This window comes from Caballeronia sp. LZ016 (genome assembly GCF_031450805.1).
Classification (GTDB): domain Bacteria; phylum Pseudomonadota; class Gammaproteobacteria; order Burkholderiales; family Burkholderiaceae; genus Caballeronia.
This window is the reverse complement of the sequence record NZ_JARTVY010000001.1, coordinates 1248123-1265388: the sequence shown is the minus strand read 5'-3', so window position 1 is coordinate 1265388 and position 17266 is coordinate 1248123. Positions and strand designations below refer to the sequence as shown.

The window sequence follows — 17266 nt, the reverse complement described above, 5'->3', positions numbered from 1 at the left end:
TTGGCGCTCATTGTTCCGCAGTGCCGCCGGTGCGTGCTTCGACGGTGCCGGTTTCATTTGCCCTTCGGCAAATTCGCGGGCGGCTGGCCACGGCCTGGCGTCCGAATTCGACGCGGCCTTGGACAGCTGCCCCACGCGAAACCTTCATCGCCGCCTCACGCCAGACGAGCCTGCGGTGGCTGCACTGCTGGCGCCAGCAACCGAAAGGCGTGGGCCTGTCAGTCCGCTTGCTTGCGCAGGAATGCCGGGATGTCGTACGTGTCGACGCCCTTTTCCTGCAATGCCTGCACATGCGATGCCGCGGTTTCACGCGTCGAACGCCACACTGCCGGCGTATCCAGTTGACCGTAATCCGTCGTCTGCCCGTGCTGCGGCGCGTAGTTGCCATGTGCTGCGTGGGCGACCGGCTGATTGTCGGTGCCCGTGCGCAACAGGGTCATCGGTGCTTGCTGCTGCTTCTTCGCTGCGCGGCCGAGGCCCGTCGCAACGACCGTCACGCGCAGGGCGTCGCCCATTGCGTCGTCGTACACGGCGCCGAAGATGACCGTGGCGTCGTCGGCTGCGTACGATTTGATCGTGTTCATCACTTCGCGCGTTTCCGACAGACGCAGCGAACGGCTCGACGTAATGTTCACCAGCACGCCGCGCGCACCCGACAGATCCACGCCTTCGAGCAGCGGGCTCGCCACGGCCTGTTCAGCCGCGAGGCGCGCGCGATCGACGCCGGCGACCGTCGCCGTGCCCATCATCGCCTTGCCCTGCTCGCCCATCACGGTCTTCACGTCTTCGAAGTCGACGTTGACGAGACCATCGACATTGATGATTTCAGCGATGCCCGCGACAGCGTTGTTCAGCACGTCGTCGGCGCACTGGAAGCACTTGTCCATTTCAGCGTCGTCGCCCATCACATCGAAGAGCTTGTCGTTCAGCACGACGATCAGCGAGTCGACGTGATCTTCCAGTTGCTGCGAGCCGGCTTCAGCGACGCGCATGCGGCGGCCGCCTTCGAACTCGAACGGCTTGCTGACGACGCCGACCGTCAGAATGCCCATTTCCTTCGCGATCTGCGCGACGACCGGCGCCGCGCCCGTGCCCGTGCCGCCACCCATGCCCGCGGTGATGAACACCATGTGAGCGCCACGCAGCGCGTCGGCGATGCGCTCGCGTGCATCTTCCGCCGCTTCCTTACCCTTTTCCGGCTTGGCGCCTGCGCCGAGGCCGGTCATGCCCAACTGCAGAACCGCCGGCGCGCGCGAGCGGGCCAGCGCCTGCGCGTCGGTGTTCATCACGATGAAGTCGACGCCCTGCACACCCCGGTTGATCATGTGCTGAACGGCGTTGCCGCCCGCACCGCCAACTCCGACCACCTTGATGATCGTTCCGTTGGTTTCCGTTTCCAGCATTTCGAAATCCATGTTGCCTCCGTCAAGAATGAAGATCGGCGTTATCCGGTGAGAGATCGGGCAATCTCTCCCCGCGCGCTAGCCGCCGGTACCGGCGCGAATTATATTCACTGCTTACATCAATTTGTTCGTACTGCTGTGCTGCGCTGGGGCTTTAGAAGTTCCCCAGAAACCAGTCCTTCATGCGCGTGAGCACTTGTCCCATCGATCCGTTCTGCACCGCGACCTTGCGGCCGCGCATGCGCTGCGAGCGTCCTTCGGCGAGCAGGCCCATCGCGGTCGAATAGCGCGGGTTGCGCACGACATCCGCGAGACCGCCCGCGTACTCCGGCACGCCGATGCGTACCGGCTTCAGGAAGATGTCTTCGCCGAGTTCGACCATGCCGGGCATCATTGCCGCGCCGCCGGTCAGCACGACGCCGCTCGACAGCAGCTCTTCGTAACCGGATTCGCGCACGACCTGCTGCACGAGCGAGAACAGCTCCTCGACGCGCGGCTCCACCACGGCCGCCAGCGCCTGACGCGACAGCGTGCGCGGACCGCGTTCGCCGAGGCCCGGCACTTCGATCATTTCGTCCGGATCGGCGAGCGCCTGCTTCGCGATCCCGTAACTCACCTTGATGTCTTCCGCGTCGGGCGTCGGCGTGCGAAGCGCCATCGCGACGTCGCTCGTGATCTGGTCGCCGGCGATCGGGATCACGGCGGTATGACGGATCGCGCCTTCGCTGAAGATGGCGATGTCGGTCGTGCCGCCGCCGATATCGACGAGCACGACGCCCAGTTCCTTCTCGTCCTCGGTCAGCACCGCGAGCGACGACGCGAGCGGCTGCAGGATGAGGTCGTTCACTTCGAGCCCGCAGCGGCGCACGCACTTGACGATGTTCTGCGCCGCGCTCACCGCGCCCGTCACGATATGCACCTTCACTTCCAGGCGGATGCCGCTCATGCCGATGGGCTCGCGTACGTCCTCCTGCCCGTCGATGATGAATTCCTGCGTCAGGATATGCAGCACCTGCTGATCGGTTGGGATGTTGATGGCCTTGGCCGTCTCGATCACGCGCGCGACGTCGGTCTGCGTGACCTCCTTGTCCTTGATCGCGACCATCCCGCTCGAATTGAAGCTGCGAATGTGGCTGCCCGCGATGCCGGTGAAGACGTTGGTGATCTTGCAATCCGCCATCAGCTCGGCTTCCTCGAGCGCGCGCTGGATGGACTGCACCGTGGCCTCGATATTGACCACGACGCCCTTCTTCAACCCCTTCGAGTCGCTCTGACCCAGTCCGATCACCTCGTAGTGGCCCTCGCCCTTCAATTCGGCGACGATCGCGACCACCTTCGACGTTCCGATGTCGAGGGAAACCAGCAGGTCTTTGTAGTCTTTGCTCATAGCGTGCTCATGCCTGTGATGTCTGCTTACTTCTTGGCCTTATCGGTGTCGTTGATGAAGCGCATGCTGGCGGCGCGTATCGCGAAGCCATTCGGGTAACGCAAGTCCGCATATTCGATCTCCTTGCCCCACCGCCCCGTTACGGAGGGCCACGATGCGACGAACCGCTTGCAGCGGTCGAACAGCGTGTCCTGATTGCGCTCGCGCCCAAGCTCGATCTGCGTGCCGTTGGAGAGCTTCACCGTCCACGCGAAGCGCGGCGACAGCGTCACTTCCTCCGGCTGCGCATCGAGCGGCGCGAACCACTTCTGAAAATCGTGATACCGCGCGACGACTTCCTTCGCGGTGCCTTCCGGACCGTCGAATGCGGGCAGGTCGTCGTCGAGTTCGCCCTGATTCGCGGTGAAGAGCTCGCCGTCGACGCTCACCAATTGATCGTTGCCCCACGTGCCGAGCGGCTTGTACTCCTCGAGCGTCACCGCGATGGCGTTCGGCCATACGCGGCGCACGCTCGCATGACGCACCCACGGCATCTGTTCGAAGGCGGTGCGCGCGGTATCGAGATCGACAGTGAAGAAGTTGCCCGTCAAATGGCCGACCACGCTCGCGCGCACCGTCGGCGTATTGATGTGCTGGGTGTCGCCGTCGATCTGAATCTCGCGCAGGCGGAACTCGGGACGCTGGATCGCCCATACGCCCGCCGCGCACAGCAGCATCAGCACGAGCATGGCGTGCAGGGCGCTTGCGGCGAGGTTCATCTGGCGAACGTTGTTCCACATGGTTTGTGCTTCGTCTTGTCCGTTGATCCTTCGTTAGCTCGCGAGCGTGAGCGACAACACCTTCACCACCAGATCCTTGTAGCTGATGCCGACCGCCCGCGCGGCCTTGGGCGGCAGCGAGTGATCCGTCATGCCGGGCGCGGTGTTCACTTCGAGGAAGTACGGGTTGCCGTCCGCGTCCAGCATGAAATCGGCGCGGCCCCAGTCGGTGCAGCCGAGCATGTCGAACGCGCGCTGCGTCAACTGCTTCATGCGCGTTTCTTCCGCGTCCGTCAGGCCACAGGGAATCAGATATTGCGTGTCGTCGGCGACATACTTGGCGTGGTAGTCGTAGAACTCGCCCGCCGGAATGATGCGGATGACCGGCAGGTCGAGATCGCCCGCGATGCAGCACGTGTACTCGCCGCCGCCCTCGATGCTCTTCTCGACGATCACGATCTTGTCGAACTGCGCGGCCTGCTCCAGCGCCGGCACGAGCGATTCCGCGTTCTTCACCTTGATGACCGCGACGCTCGACCCTTCGCTCGCCGGCTTCACGAAGAGCGGCAGGCCGAGCTTCGCGACGATGTCCTGCGCGCGCGAGGCATAGTCGTCGCCGCGCACGACGGTTTCGAACGGCGGCGTCGGGATGCCGGTCTGCTGCCACACGAGCTTAGTGCGCAGCTTGTCCATGCCGAGCGCGGAACCGAGCACGCCGCTGCCGGTGTACCGGATGCCGTAGAAGTCCAGCGCGCCCTGCAACTGGCCATTCTCGCCATAGCCGCCGTGCAGCGCGATGAACGCGCGCTCGAAACCTTCCGCCTTGAGATCCGAAAGCGGACGCTCGGCGGGATCGAACGGATGCGCGTCCACGCCGGCCTCGCGCAGCCCTTCGAGCACGAGCCGGCCGGAATTGAGCGAGACCTCGCGCTCAGCGGAATTGCCGCCGAGAAGCACGGCCACTTTGCCGAAGACTTTCGGATCGATGTTGTTCACTGTGTTGCTCATTGCGTTGCTCATTGCTGTCATCACTGCGGCTGGCTCTGCGCGAGCCGTCCGCATACACCGCCGATGGAACCCGCGCCCATCGTGATCACTACGTCGCCGTTGCGCGCGATCGTCGTCAGCGCGTCGGGCACCTCATCCACCGTTTCGACGAACACCGGCTCGACCTTCCCGGCGACGCGAATCGCACGCGCGAGCGCGCGGCCATCGGCGGCCACGATCGGCGCTTCGCCGGCCGCGTAGACATCGGTGAGCACGAGGGCGTCGACCGTCGAGAGCACCTTCACGAAGTCCTCGAAGCAGTCGCGGGTACGGGTATAGCGGTGCGGCTGGAATGCGAGCACGAGACGCCGGTCGGGGAACGCGCCGCGCGCCGCCGCGATCGTCGCGGCCATTTCGACCGGGTGATGGCCGTAATCGTCGATCAGCGTGTACGCGCCTTCGCTGTCGGCGGCCTTCACTTCGCCGTATCGCTGGAAGCGCCGGCCGACACCGTTGAAATCGGCGAGCGCCCTCTGGATATCGGCATCCGCGACTTCGAGTTCAGTCGCAATGGCAATGGCCGCGAGCGCGTTCTGCACGTTATGCAGACCCGGCAGATTCAGCACGATATCGAGCGGCGGCGCATCTTCGCGCATCGTCGTGAAATGCATGCAGCCGCCGCGCGCCTCGACGTTCACCGCGCGCACTTGCGCCTCCGCGCCGATGCCATAGCGGATGATCGGCTTCGACACGAACGGCAGGATTTCGCGCACGTTCGGGTCGTCGACGCACAGCACCGCAATGCCATAGAACGGCAGGCGATGCGTGAACTCGATGAACGCCTGCTTGAGCCGCGCGAAGTCGTGGCCGTAGGTGTCCATGTGATCGGCGTCGATGTTCGTGATGACTTCGATCACCGGAAAGAGGTTCAGGAACGACGCATCGGACTCGTCCGCTTCCGCGACGATAAAGTCGCCTGTGCCGAGCCGCGCGTTCGCGCCCGCGCTGATGAGACGCCCGCCGATCACGAAGGTCGGATCGAGCCCGCCCGCGGCGAGCACGCTCGCGACGAGCGACGTGGTCGTGGTCTTGCCGTGCGTGCCGGCAATGGCGATGCCCTGTTTCAGGCGCATGAGCTCGGCGAGCATCACGGCGCGCGGCACGATCGGCACACGGCGATGGCGCGCGGCGAGCACTTCCGGATTGTCGGGGCGGACAGCCGTCGACACGACGACCGCGTTCGCGCCTTCGATGTTCTCTTCGCGATGCCCGATCTCGACGCGCGCGCCGAGCGCACGCAGCCGCTCAGTGACCGCGTTCTGCGAGAGGTCCGAACCGCTGACCTGATATCCGAGGTTGAGCAGCACTTCTGCGATGCCGCTCATCCCCGCTCCGCCGATACCGACGAAGTGAATGTGCTTGACGATGTGTTTCATGGTCCTAATGTGCCTCCCGAGCTTGCGCGCTCAAACGCGCGCCGGCGACGTCGGCGCAAATGCTTGCGACCCGTTCGGTCGCGTCCGGCTTCGCCAGCGCGCGCGAGCGCACGGCCATTTCGGCGAGCGTCTCCCGCGACTGCGCGCGCAACCAGCCGGCGAGTCTTTCCGCCGACAAATCGCGTTGTTGTATCAATTCCGCGGCGCCGTTCTTCGCAAGGAAGGCGCCGTTGGTCGTCTGGTGATCGTCGACGGCGAACGGGAACGGCACGAAGAGCGCCGCCACGCCGACCGCCGCGATTTCCGATACCGTCATCGCGCCCGAGCGGCAGATCACGAGATCGGCGGATGCGTAGGCGCTCGCCATGTCCTCGATGAAGGGCACGAGCTGCAAGTCTTCGCCGCGCTGCAGACCCGCTGCCGCATAGTTCGCTTCCAATGCTTCGATATGCTTCGCACCCGCCTGATGCACGATGCGCGGACGAACATCGGCCGCAAGCAACGCAAGCGCTTTCGGCACCGTTTCGTTGAGCGCGGCAGCGCCCAGGCTTCCGCCGACCACGAGCACATTCAGCTTGCCCGAGCGCGCGGCGTAGCGTTCTTTGGGCGGCAATGTCTCGTTAAGTTCCGCACGAATCGGATTGCCGGTCCATTCGGCATTGGGCAGCGCATTCGGGAACGCGACAAGCACGCGCTTCGCGAGATGCGCGAGCACCTTGTTCGCGAGACCGGCGATGGAGTTCTGTTCGTGCAGCACGAGCGGACAACCTGCGAGCCGGGTCATCACGCCCGCCGGAAATGTGATGTAACCGCCCATGCCGAGCACGACATCGGGCTTCACTTCGCGCAGCACGCGCAGACTCTGCGAACACGCGCGCAGCAGGTTGACGGGCAGCATCAGCTTGGTCTTGATGCCCTTGCCGCGCACGCCGCCGAAACGCACGGATTCCATCGGAATGCCGTGCTTCGGGACGAGCGTCGCTTCCATGCCGTTCGCGTTGCCGAGCCACACGACGCGCCATCCGCGCGCCTGCATCCAGTGCGCGACGGCCAGCCCCGGAAACACGTGGCCGGCGGTGCCGCCGGCCATGACCATCAGCGTGCGGGTGTTCTGCGCGGTCATACCTTTCCTCCGCGCATCAAGACCCGGTTCTCGTAATCCACGCGCAGCAACACCGCCAGCGCGACGCAGTTCAGCAAAATGCCCGAGCCGCCGTAGGACACGAGCGGCAGCGTGAGACCTTTGGTCGGCAAGAGGCCGAGGTTCACGCCCATGTTGATGAAGGTCTGCGCGCCGAACCAGATGCCCACGCCCTTCGCCATCAGGCCCGCGAACGTGCGATCGAGGGCGAGCGCCTGACGGCCGATTTCGAACGCGCGGCGCACGATCCAGTAGAACAGCAGAATCACGCAGATGACGCCGACGAAACCCAGTTCTTCGCCGATCACCGCAAGGATGAAGTCGGTATGCGCTTCCGGCAGATAGTTGAGCTTTTCGACGCTGCCGCCCAGGCCGACGCCGAACCATTCGCCGCGCCCGAACGCGATGAGCGAGTGCGTCAGTTGATACGCCTTGCCTTGCGCGTAGCGGTCGTCCCACGGATCGAGATAAGCAAAGATGCGCTCGCGACGCCACGGCGACAGCCACACGAGCATGGCGAACGTGCCTACCGCCGTCAGAACGAGACCGCCGAACAGCTTGCCGTTCACGCCGCCGAGAAACAGCACGCCCATTGCGATCGCGGCGATCACCATGAACGCGCCCATGTCCGGTTCGAGCAGCAGCAGCGCGCCGACGGCGCCGACGGCGACGGCCATCGGCAGGAAGCCCTTGCCGAAGCTGTGCATGAACTCCTGCTTGCGGACCGTGTAGTTCGCGGCGTAGATCGTGACCGCGAGCTTCATGATTTCCGACGGCTGCATGTTCGTGATGCCGAGCGGAATCCAGCGGCGCGCGCCGTTCACGCCCTTGCCAACGTGCGGAATCAATACGATGACCAGCAGCACGAGCGCGAGCAGGAACAGCTTCGGCGCGTACTTCTCCCACGTCTTCACCGGAATCTTGAATGCGATGACCGCGCCGACGAGCGCCGTCGTGATCGAGATGAGGTGACGCACGAGAAAGTGGTAATCGCGATACTGCGCGTACTTCGGCGAATCGGGCATGGCGATCGATGCCGAATACACCATCACGATGCCGAGGCCGAGCAGCGCGATCGTCACCCAGAGCAGCGAATGATCGTAGTCGAGCATGCGGGAGCGAGCGGGACGCACACCGTTGACCGCGCTCGAAATGCCGCCCGCGCTCTCCGTGCGCCCGACGCGCGCGCTCGCGCCCGCGCGTCCGGCGAGCGAGTCGTTCGCGACCGCGTTGCGCTGGCCGGTCAGTTTCGATCCGAAGCGTTCCGACCAGCTCATAGCATCACTCCCCGCGCTGCGGCGATATCTTCGACCGCGCTGCGAAACACGTCCGCGCGGTGTGCATAGTTCTTGAACATGTCGAGGCTCGCGCACGCGGGCGACAGCAACACGGCGTCGCCAGGTTCAGCGATGCGCGCGGCGGCCTGCGTCGCGGCTTCGAGCGTCGCATGATCTTCGAGCGCGACGCCCGTCGATGCGAGCGTCTCGCGGATGCGCGGCGCGTCACGGCCGATCAGCATCACCGCGCGAGCCCAGCGCGCGACCGGCGCTTCGAGCGGCGAGAAGTCCTGCCCCTTGCCGTCGCCGCCGGCGATCAGCACGACGCGCTGGGCGAGGCCATCGAGCGCGGCGACGGTTGCGCCGACGTTGGTGCCCTTGCTGTCGTCGACATAATCCACGCCGTCGATCTGAGCGATCACTTCCACGCGATGCGGCTCGCCCCGGTACTCGCGCAAGCCGTGCAGCAGCGCGGCGAGCGGAAGGCCGATGGCACGCGCGAGCGCCAGGGCGGCGAGCGCGTTGGCTGCGTTGTGCAAGCCGCGAATGCGCAGCGCGTCGGACGGCATCAGGCGCTTGGCGACGACGTTCGGCGCGGCTGTTTCCTGCCTGCGACGGCGCGACGGCGCGGGTTCGCTGGCCGCGTCGCGATCGATGGCTTCCGCAAGCCACGCGATGCCGTTGTCGCGCAGCAAGCCGTAGTCGCCGAGCTTCGACGGCTCATCGAGGCCGAAAGTCACGACGCGGTCCTGCGCAACATTGACGGCGAGCGCCATCGTGCGGGCGTCGTCGCGATTCAGCACGCGTGTGGTGCGCGGGCCGAAGATGCGGCCTTTCGCGGCGGCGTAGGCATCGAGGCCGCCGTGCCAGTCGAGATGATCTTGTGTGATGTTGAGCACCGCGGCGGCGTCCGGCTCGAAGGTGTGCGCGGTCTCCAGCTGGAAGCTCGACAACTCGAGCACCCATACGTCGGGCAACGCAGTTTGATCGATGGCTTCGGCGAGCTTGTCGAGCATCGCCGGGCTGATGTTGCCCGCCACCGCCACGCGCTTGCCCGCACGCTCGCACAACAGGCCGGTCAGCGCGGTCGTCGTGGTCTTGCCGTTGGTGCCGGTGATCGCGAGCACCTTCGGTTGATAGCCGTTCACGGCGAGTCCCGCGAGCGCCTGCGCGAAGAGTTCGAGTTCGCCCCACACGGCGATGCCGCGTTCCTTCGCGGCGGCGACGAGCGGCGCGAGATCCGGCGCGAGCGGCGACAGGCCCGGACTTACCGCGACGAGTTCGATGCCGCCGTCGAGCAGTTCCGTCGTGAACGTGCCACCGACGAAGTCCGCATCGATGTTATGGATGACCAATTCGGACAGGTTCGGCGGATTCTCGCGCGTATCGGCGATCCGCAGCCGGCAGCCGTGCCTGGCGCACCAGCGCGCCATCGCGAGGCCGGATTCACCGAGCCCCAGCACGAGCACCATCGGACCTTGCCGACCGGAAAACTTCTCGCCAAACATCGCTTTACCTTTGAACTAGACCAGAAACAGACGAACTTTCGGATGCCCGGAAATCAACGCAATTTCAGCGTCGACAAGCCAAACAGACACAGCATCAACGTGATGATCCAGAAGCGCACCACCACTTGCGTTTCCGTCCAGCCGGACAGTTCGTAGTGGTGATGCAGCGGCGCCATCTTGAAGAAACGGCGGCCCTCGCCATACCGGCGCTTCGTGAACTTGAACCAGAAAACCTGCAGCATCACCGAGAGCGTCTCCGCGACGAAGATGCCGCCCATGATGAACAGCACGATTTCCTGACGCACGATGACCGCGATCGTGCCGAGCGCGCCGCCGAGCGCAAGCGCGCCGACATCGCCCATGAAGACCTGCGCGGGGTGCGTGTTGTACCAGAGGAAGGCGAGGCCCGCGCCGCCCATCGCCGAGCAGAAGATCAGCAGTTCGCCCGCGCCGGGAATGTGCGGGAACAGCAGATACTTCGAGTAGACCGAGCTGCCCATCACGTAGGCGAACGCGCCGAGCGACGCGCCCACGAGCACGACCGGCATGATGACGAGACCGTCGAGGCCATCGGTGAGGTTGACCGCATTGCTCGACCCGACGATCACGAAGTACGTCATCGCGATGAAGCCCCACACGCCGAGCGGATACGTGATCGACTTGAGGAAGGGCAGCATGAGGTCGGCACGTGCGGGCAGGCCCATCGAGAGGCCGCTGCGCACCCACGCCATGAAGAGATCGAACACGCGCGCGTTGTTCGCTTCCGATACGCTGAACGCGAGATAAACCGCCGCGAAAATGCCGATCACCGATTGCCAGAAATACTTCTCGCGCGACGACATGCCGCGCGGGTCCTTGTGCACGACCTTGCGATAGTCGTCCACCCAGCCGATCACGCCGTAGCCGAACGTGACGAGCATGACGATCCACACGAAGCGATTCGTGAGGTCGGCCCAAAGCAGCGTCGATACCGCGATGCCGATGAGAATGAGCACGCCGCCCATGGTCGGCGTGCCCGACTTGACGAGGTGCGTCTGCGGACCGTCCTTGCGAACGGCCTGGCCGACTTTCATCGCGGTCAGTTTGCGGATCACCCACGGGCCGCAGACCAGACCGATCAACAACGCCGTCGCCGTGGCTCCCACGGCGCGGAAAGTAATGTAGGTGAACACGCGCATGAAGCTGGCGTCATTCTGAAGCCATTGCGCGAGTGCGAGTAGCATGCTGGGCCTTCTCTTTCAGTGAGTCAGTGTGCAGCGGGCGCAGCGCCCGCGGCGGGTTGGTGTGGGCTCGTCAGGGCGTCAACCACGCGTTCCATCTTCATGAAGCGCGAGCCTTTGGCGAGATACGTTGCGCCGGGTCCGAACCCGGCCTGTTCGAGTGCTTCGACAAGCGCGGCGACATCGTCGAAATGCGCGCCGGTCTGCTTCGATGCCGTTGCGTTGAATGCGTTCACCGAATCGCGGCTGGCGTCGCCGAGGGCGAAGAGCGCATCGATGCCGCGTTGCGCCGCATAAGCGCCGACCTCGCGATGAAACGCCGGCCCTTCTTCGCCGACTTCGCCCATGTCGCCCATCACGAGCACGCGCGGCGAGGCTTGCGCCGCGAGGACGTCGATGGCCGCGCGCATGGAGTCGGGATTGGAGTTGTACGTATCGTCGATGACGGTCGCGCCGGCCAGTGCGCCGATCACCGCGCGCTTGACCTGCAGGCGGCCCTTCACCGGCTGGAATGCTTCGAGGCCGCGCCTGATTGCGTCGAGCGAAACGCCGGCAGCAAGCGCCGCAGCCGTTGCCGCCAGCGCATTGCGCGCGTTGTGTTCGCCGAGCACGGCCAGCGTCACGTCGATCACGCCTTGCGGCGAGCGCACATGCACCGTCGTGCCGCTGACCGTGCCGGTGACGGCGGCTTTCGATTCGTCGCTCGTGAGCGCGAAGTCCATGATCGGATTGCCGGTCGCGGCGACGCGCCAGATGCTCGCGTAATGGTCGTCGGCGGGAAAGACGGCGGTGCCGGTTTCGCCGAGCGCATGGATGACCGAAGCGTGTTCGAGCGCGACGGCTTCGACCGTCGCCATGAATTCCTGATGCTCGCGCTGCGCGTTGTTGACGACCGCGACGGTCGGCGCCGCGATCTTGCCGAGTTCAGCCGTTTCGCCCGGATGATTCATGCCGAGTTCGACCACGGCCAGTTCGTGCGCCGCGCTCAGGCGAAACAGCGTGAGCGGCAAGCCGATGTCGTTATTGAAGTTGCCCGCCGTCGCGAGGCGCGCTTCTTCGCCGACAGCCGCCGCGAAGATCGACGCGATCATTTCCTTCACCGTCGTCTTGCCGTTGCTGCCCGTGACGGCGACGAGCGGCATCATGTAGCGCTTGCGCCAGCCGTGCGCCAGCGCACCGAGCGCCGCGCGCGTGTCCTTTACCTTGATGACAGGAAGCGGCCAGGCATCCGAATTGCGCAGCTCACGCGACACGAGCGCCGCAGCCGCGCCGCTCTTCGCAACCTGATCCAGAAAATCATGCGCATCGAAGCGATCGCCCTTCACCGCGACGAAAAGATCGCCCGCCTGAATGGCGCGGCTATCCGTCACGACGCGTTCGATCGCAATGCTCTCATCGCCGATGAACGTCGCGCCGGGAATCAGCGCGGCCGCTTCGCGCAAGCTGAACATGGTCATTCCGTGCCTCCGCGCTGCGTCGCGCGTGCTGCGAGCGCGAGGCGCGCGTGGTCCTGATCGGAGAACGCGCGCTTCTTGCCCATGATTTCCTGTGTGGCTTCGTGCCCCTTACCGGCCAGCACGACGACATCCTCGCGCGCCGCCGATCGCACGGCCTGCAGGATCGCGCTCGCACGGTCTTCGATGCGCCGCGCCTTCGCTGCGTCCTTCATGCCGGCGGCGATTTGATCGATGATGCCGAGCGGATCTTCGCTGCGCGGGTTGTCGCTCGTGATGACGACCTGATCGGCGAGACGTTCCGCGATCTCGCCCATCAGCGGACGCTTCGTCGCGTCGCGGTCGCCGCCGCATCCGAACATGCAGACGAGCTCGCCGCCCCGCGCATCCGCGATCGGGCGAAGCGCAGCGAGCGTCTTGTCGAGCGCGTCGGGCGTGTGCGCGTAGTCGATCACGACGAGCGGCTCGTCGTTTTGCAGGCGGCCGCCGAGACGCTCCATGCGCCCGTTGACCGACTCGAGCTTCGCAATGCGCGCGATGGCGGCATCGAACGGAACCCCTACTTCGAGCAGCACGCCGAGCACCGCGAGCAGGTTGCTGACGTTGAATGTGCCGAGCGTGCCGACCTCGACTTCTGCTTCGCCCCAGTCGGACGAGAGATGAAACGCGGTGCCGGTGACCGTCGCACGGACCTGGGTAGCGAGCAGCATCGCGTCGGCGCTCGGCGCGGCATCGGCCAGCATTTCGACGCCGTATGCAATCGTGCGGACCTTGCCGCGCAACGATGCGATCAGGCGCTGACCGGCGGCATCGTCGCGATTGACGATCGCCGTCTTCAGCGACGGCCATGCAAAGAGGCGCGCCTTGGCCGCTTCATAGGCTTCGAACGTGCCGTGGTAGTCGAGATGGTCCTGCGTCAGGTTCGTGAAGATGGCGATGTCGAAATCCGTGCCGTTCACGCGCCCCTGATGCAGCGCATGCGACGACACTTCCATCGCGACGGCTTCCGCGCCCTGGCTCTTCAACTGCGCGAGACTGCGCTGGAGTTGCGGCGCGTCCGGTGTCGTGAAGCCGGTATGCACGAGCTTGCCCGGCATGCCGATGCCGAGCGTCCCGACAATCGCGCATGGGCGGCCGAGCGCGGTCAGCGCAGTGGCGATCCACTGGCTGCACGATGTCTTGCCGTTGGTGCCCGTCACGCCGACGGTCAGCATGGACGCGGTCGGCTCGCCATACCACGCGGACGCGATCGGACCGGCGAGTTCGTTCAGCGCGGCGACGGCGAGCGTCTTCGATGCGTCCGGCTTTCCCGCGAAGTTCTCCGGCTGATACAGCGCGGCCGCCGCGCCCGCGCTCAACGCGGCGTCGATATACGCGCGGTTGTCCGCGCCATCGACCGCATAGGCGAAAAACACGTCGCCGCTTTTCAGCGAGCGCGTGTCGGCATGTAACTGGGCCTCCGGCCGCGCATGCGCGCGCAGCCAATCAACGGCGTTCGAAACGTCCTTCTGCATCTTGCTTTGTCGGGCCGCGCTCATCGCACGACTCCCGGATGAGTCTTCGTGTTGCTCGACACGGCGACCTTCTTCGCCGTGTTCGCATTGTTGGTGTTCGCCGGCTGCGCCCCGGATTGCGGCGCGGAGCCGGATTCGTCCGTCACCACCATCTGCTTGACCGGCATGTCGGGCGGCACATTCAGCGCGCGCAAGGTATCGCCGACAATGCCGGAGAACACCGGCCCCGACACCTGTCCGCCGAAGTGGCTGCCGGCCGTCGGCTCGTCGACCGATACGGCCACGACGATGCGCGGATTCGGCATCGGCGCCATGCCGACGAACGACGCGCGGTACTTCGACTTGTCATAGCCCCGGCCCGCGTGCTTGTACGCCGTACCCGACTTGCCGCCGACGCGATAGCCCGGCACCGCCGCATCCGGCGACGTCCCGTTCTTCGACACGACGGTTTCGAGCATTGCGCGCACTTCACGTGCGGTGGTCGGCGAAAAGACCTGCTGACCGACCGGCGGCTGGTCGCCCTCCGTGCGGAAGATGGACACCGGCAGAACCGAGCCGTCATGCGCGATCGCCGTGTAAGCGCGAGCGAGCTGGAATAGCGACGCGGACAGGCCGTAACCGTAGGACATCGTTGCCTGCTCGATACGCCGCCAGCTCTTCCACGGCCGCAAACGCCCGGTCACCGCGCCCGGAAAACCGACTTTCGGCGCCTGACCGAGCCCGATGCTCGTGTACATGTTCCACATTTCTTCGGGCCGCAATTGCATCGCAATTTTGGTCGCGCCGATATTGCTCGACTTCTGAATCACGCCGCCGACCGTCAGGGTGCCGAAGCCGGCGTCGTCCGTGATGCGCGCGCCGTCGAGCACGAACACGCCGCCGCCTGTTTCGACCAGCGTGTTCGGCGACACGCGATGCAGGTCGAGCGCGAGCGAAACGGTGAACGGCTTCATGATCGAGCCCGGCTCGAAAGTGTCCGTGAGAATGCGATTGCGCAACTGCTCGCCCGTCATGCGCGAGCGGTCATTCGGGTTGTAGGTGGGATAGTTGACGAGCGCGAGCACTTCGCCCGTCTTCGTATCGATGACGATGGCCGCGCCCGCCTTCGCTTTCGACTTCTCGACGGCGGCTTTCAGGTTCGTGTACGCGATGTACTGAATCTTGCTGTCGATCGAGAGTTCGACGTCCTTGCCGTTATGCGGCACCACTTGTTCGTCGACGTCCTCGACGATATGGCCCATGCGATCCTTGATCACGCGGCGCATGCCCGGCGTGCCGGCGAGGACGCTCTGATCGCCGAGTTCGACGCCTTCCTGACCCTTGTCTTCAATATTAGTAAAGCCGATCAGGTGCGCGGTGATTTCACCTTCCGGATAGAAGCGCTTGTATTCCCCGCGCGAATAAATGCCGGGGATGTCGAGCGCCGCTACCTTCTGCGCGACTTCGAGCGGCACCTGACGCTTGACGTAGACGAAGGTCTTGTCCATCGACAGCTTTGCGCGCAGGTCTTTCTGCGACATGTCGAGCAGTTTCGCCAGTTCGGCCAGCTTGTCCGCGCCGAGGTCGTCCGGCACCGTTTCGGGAATGGCCCAGATGGCCTTCACGGGCAGACTCGTGGCCAGCACGAGGCCGTTGCGGTCGGTAATCTGGCCGCGCGTGGCGGGCAATTCGAGCGTGCGCTGATAGCGGTTTTCGCCCTGCTTCTTGAAGAACGCGTTGCCGGGGCCCTGGATCCAGAATGCGCGCGCAGCCAGTGCGACGAACGCCATGAACAGCAGGAACACGACGAACTTCGAGCGCCACATCGGCAGGCGCACGGCGAGGATCGGGTTCGGCGTGTAGGCGACGTCCTTTTGTTTCGCGGATTTCTTCATCGTTTCGCTCCGCGAGCGGACGGCGCCGAGGCGGGCAGCGGCGGCGGCATGGGCGCATCGGCGGCCTTGGCGGTCGCCGGATCGTAAGTGAGATATTGCGTGCGGCCGGTCGTCACGGGCTGCATCTTCAGTGAGTTAGTGGCCAACTGCTCGATGCGCGAAGTCTTCGACAACGCGCTCTGCTGATACTGATACTGGGCGAAATCCTGTTGAAGCTGGCGTTCCTGCGATTGCGCCCGCTGCAGTTCGATGAACACCTGCCGCTGCTTGTTGGTGGCGCTGACGACCGACAGCGCGCACCCGAGCACGATCATCAACAGGAAGATGTTGAGGCGGTTCATGGCGCGATGCGCTCCGCGATGCGCATGACCGCGGACCGTGCGCGCGGGTTGTCGGCGACTTCGGTGTCACTCGGAAACACGCGGCCGACGATCCGCAAAGGCGGACTCGGCAGATCGACCGCGCGGATCGGCAAGCGACGGTCCACCGCCGGCGCGCTCGATTGCGCCTGCATGAACCGTTTGACGATCCGGTCTTCGAGCGAATGAAAGCTGATCACGACCAGCCGCCCCCCTTGCTCCAACATCGAAAGTGCCGACTCGAGGACTACCTGCAGCTCCGCAAGCTCTTGATTGATGTGAATCCGTATAGCCTGAAAGGTGCGGGTTGCCGGGTCCTTGCCCTTTTCACGGGTCTTGACGACGTGACCCACGATTTCGGCAAGCTCGCGCGTGCTGACGAGAGGCCCAAGACGGTCGGACTCTGCCCGGCGAGCAACAAGCGCCTTTGCAATCTGAAAAGCAAACCGTTCTTCCCCATAATCTCTGATCACCTCTGTCAATTCCTGCACCGTGGCCCGCGCGAGCCACTCGGCCGCCGACTCGCCGCGAGTCGGGTCCATTCTCATGTCGAGCGGGCCTTCCGCCCGGAAGCTGAAGCCGCGCTCGGGATCGTCCACCTGGGGCGACGACACACCGAGGTCCAGCAGCACGCCAGACACCTTCTGCACTCCGCGTTCGCTCGCCGCATCGCGCATCGACGCAAAGCTGTCGTGCACGATCGAAAAACGCGAATCGTGAATCTGTTGCGCCGTGGCGATTGCGAGCGGGTCTTTATCGAAAGCGATGAGCCGCCCCGATTCCCCCAGACGCTGCAAGATTGCCCGGCTATGACCGCCGCGCCCGAAGGTGCCATCCATATAGATGCCGTCCGCGCGCGTGATCAGTCCGTCTACCGCTTCGTTGAGCAGCACCGTGCGATGCTGCAGTTCATTTCCCATCGCAGGTGCCATGTTGTTGAGCGCCGCG

14 protein-coding genes are annotated in these 17266 nt (G+C 64.9%); all 14 read right to left on the bottom strand.

Going from position 1 to position 17266, the window contains the following annotated elements:
* Nucleotides 1–218: 218 nt before the first annotated feature.
* The 14 genes from ftsZ to rsmH all read right to left on the bottom strand — a co-directional run bounded on the left by ftsZ (nucleotide 219) and on the right by rsmH (nucleotide 17250).
* Complete coding sequence (ftsZ, locus tag P9220_RS06075; protein ID WP_309764012.1) at nucleotides 219–1415, bottom strand: cell division protein FtsZ; 1197 nt, start codon at nucleotides 1413–1415, stop codon at nucleotides 219–221.
* A gap of 142 nt (nucleotides 1416–1557) precedes the next feature.
* Complete coding sequence (ftsA, locus tag P9220_RS06070) at nucleotides 1558–2790, bottom strand: cell division protein FtsA (RefSeq protein ID WP_035966862.1); 1233 nt, start codon at nucleotides 2788–2790, stop codon at nucleotides 1558–1560.
* Nucleotides 2791–2816: 26 nt separating this feature from the next.
* Nucleotides 2817–3569 (bottom strand): cell division protein FtsQ/DivIB, encoded by a 753-nt coding sequence (locus P9220_RS06065; protein ID WP_309764011.1) that lies wholly within the window; start codon nucleotides 3567–3569, stop codon nucleotides 2817–2819.
* 33 nt (nucleotides 3570–3602) lie between these two features.
* Entirely contained in the window at nucleotides 3603–4544 is a 942-nt protein-coding gene (locus P9220_RS06060) for a D-alanine--D-alanine ligase (protein WP_309765401.1), read from the bottom strand.
* Nucleotides 4545–4576: 32 nt separating this feature from the next.
* Nucleotides 4577–5971: a UDP-N-acetylmuramate--L-alanine ligase gene (gene murC, locus P9220_RS06055; protein WP_309764010.1), complete on the bottom strand. Its 1395-nt coding sequence runs from the start codon at nucleotides 5969–5971 to the stop codon at nucleotides 4577–4579.
* Between the two features lie 4 nt (nucleotides 5972–5975).
* A complete protein-coding gene (gene murG, locus P9220_RS06050; protein WP_309764009.1) occupies nucleotides 5976–7094 on the bottom strand; it encodes an undecaprenyldiphospho-muramoylpentapeptide beta-N-acetylglucosaminyltransferase in 1119 nt (372 codons plus the stop codon).
* Nucleotides 7091–8389: a putative lipid II flippase FtsW gene (ftsW, locus tag P9220_RS06045; protein ID WP_309764008.1), complete on the bottom strand. Its 1299-nt coding sequence runs from the start codon at nucleotides 8387–8389 to the stop codon at nucleotides 7091–7093. The genes murG and ftsW overlap by 4 nt, the downstream gene beginning before the upstream one ends.
* Complete coding sequence (murD, locus tag P9220_RS06040) at nucleotides 8386–9897, bottom strand: UDP-N-acetylmuramoyl-L-alanine--D-glutamate ligase (RefSeq protein WP_309764007.1); 1512 nt, start codon at nucleotides 9895–9897, stop codon at nucleotides 8386–8388. The genes ftsW and murD overlap by 4 nt, the downstream gene beginning before the upstream one ends.
* 53 nt (nucleotides 9898–9950) lie before the next feature.
* Nucleotides 9951–11120, bottom strand: coding sequence for a phospho-N-acetylmuramoyl-pentapeptide-transferase (mraY, locus tag P9220_RS06035; RefSeq protein WP_309764006.1), 1170 nt, complete (start codon nucleotides 11118–11120; stop codon nucleotides 9951–9953).
* Between the two features lie 23 nt (nucleotides 11121–11143).
* Nucleotides 11144–12574 (bottom strand): UDP-N-acetylmuramoyl-tripeptide--D-alanyl-D-alanine ligase, encoded by a 1431-nt coding sequence (gene murF, locus P9220_RS06030; protein WP_309764005.1) that lies wholly within the window; start codon nucleotides 12572–12574, stop codon nucleotides 11144–11146.
* Nucleotides 12571–14109 carry a UDP-N-acetylmuramoyl-L-alanyl-D-glutamate--2,6-diaminopimelate ligase gene (locus tag P9220_RS06025; RefSeq protein ID WP_309764004.1) on the bottom strand — a complete coding sequence of 513 codons (1539 nt, stop codon included), beginning with the start codon at nucleotides 14107–14109 and terminating at the stop codon, nucleotides 12571–12573. Before P9220_RS06025 ends, murF begins: the two co-directional genes overlap by 4 nt.
* Nucleotides 14106–15959 (bottom strand): penicillin-binding protein 2, encoded by a 1854-nt coding sequence (locus P9220_RS06020; protein WP_309764003.1) that lies wholly within the window; start codon nucleotides 15957–15959, stop codon nucleotides 14106–14108. The genes P9220_RS06025 and P9220_RS06020 overlap by 4 nt, the downstream gene beginning before the upstream one ends.
* On the bottom strand, nucleotides 15956–16300 hold the full coding sequence (gene ftsL / locus P9220_RS06015; RefSeq protein WP_309764002.1) for a cell division protein FtsL: 345 nt from the start codon (nucleotides 16298–16300) through the stop codon (nucleotides 15956–15958). The genes P9220_RS06020 and ftsL overlap by 4 nt, the downstream gene beginning before the upstream one ends.
* A complete protein-coding gene (gene rsmH, locus P9220_RS06010) occupies nucleotides 16297–17250 on the bottom strand; it encodes a 16S rRNA (cytosine(1402)-N(4))-methyltransferase RsmH (RefSeq protein WP_309764001.1) in 954 nt (317 codons plus the stop codon). The genes ftsL and rsmH overlap by 4 nt, the downstream gene beginning before the upstream one ends.
* Nucleotides 17251–17266 lie beyond the last annotated feature (16 nt).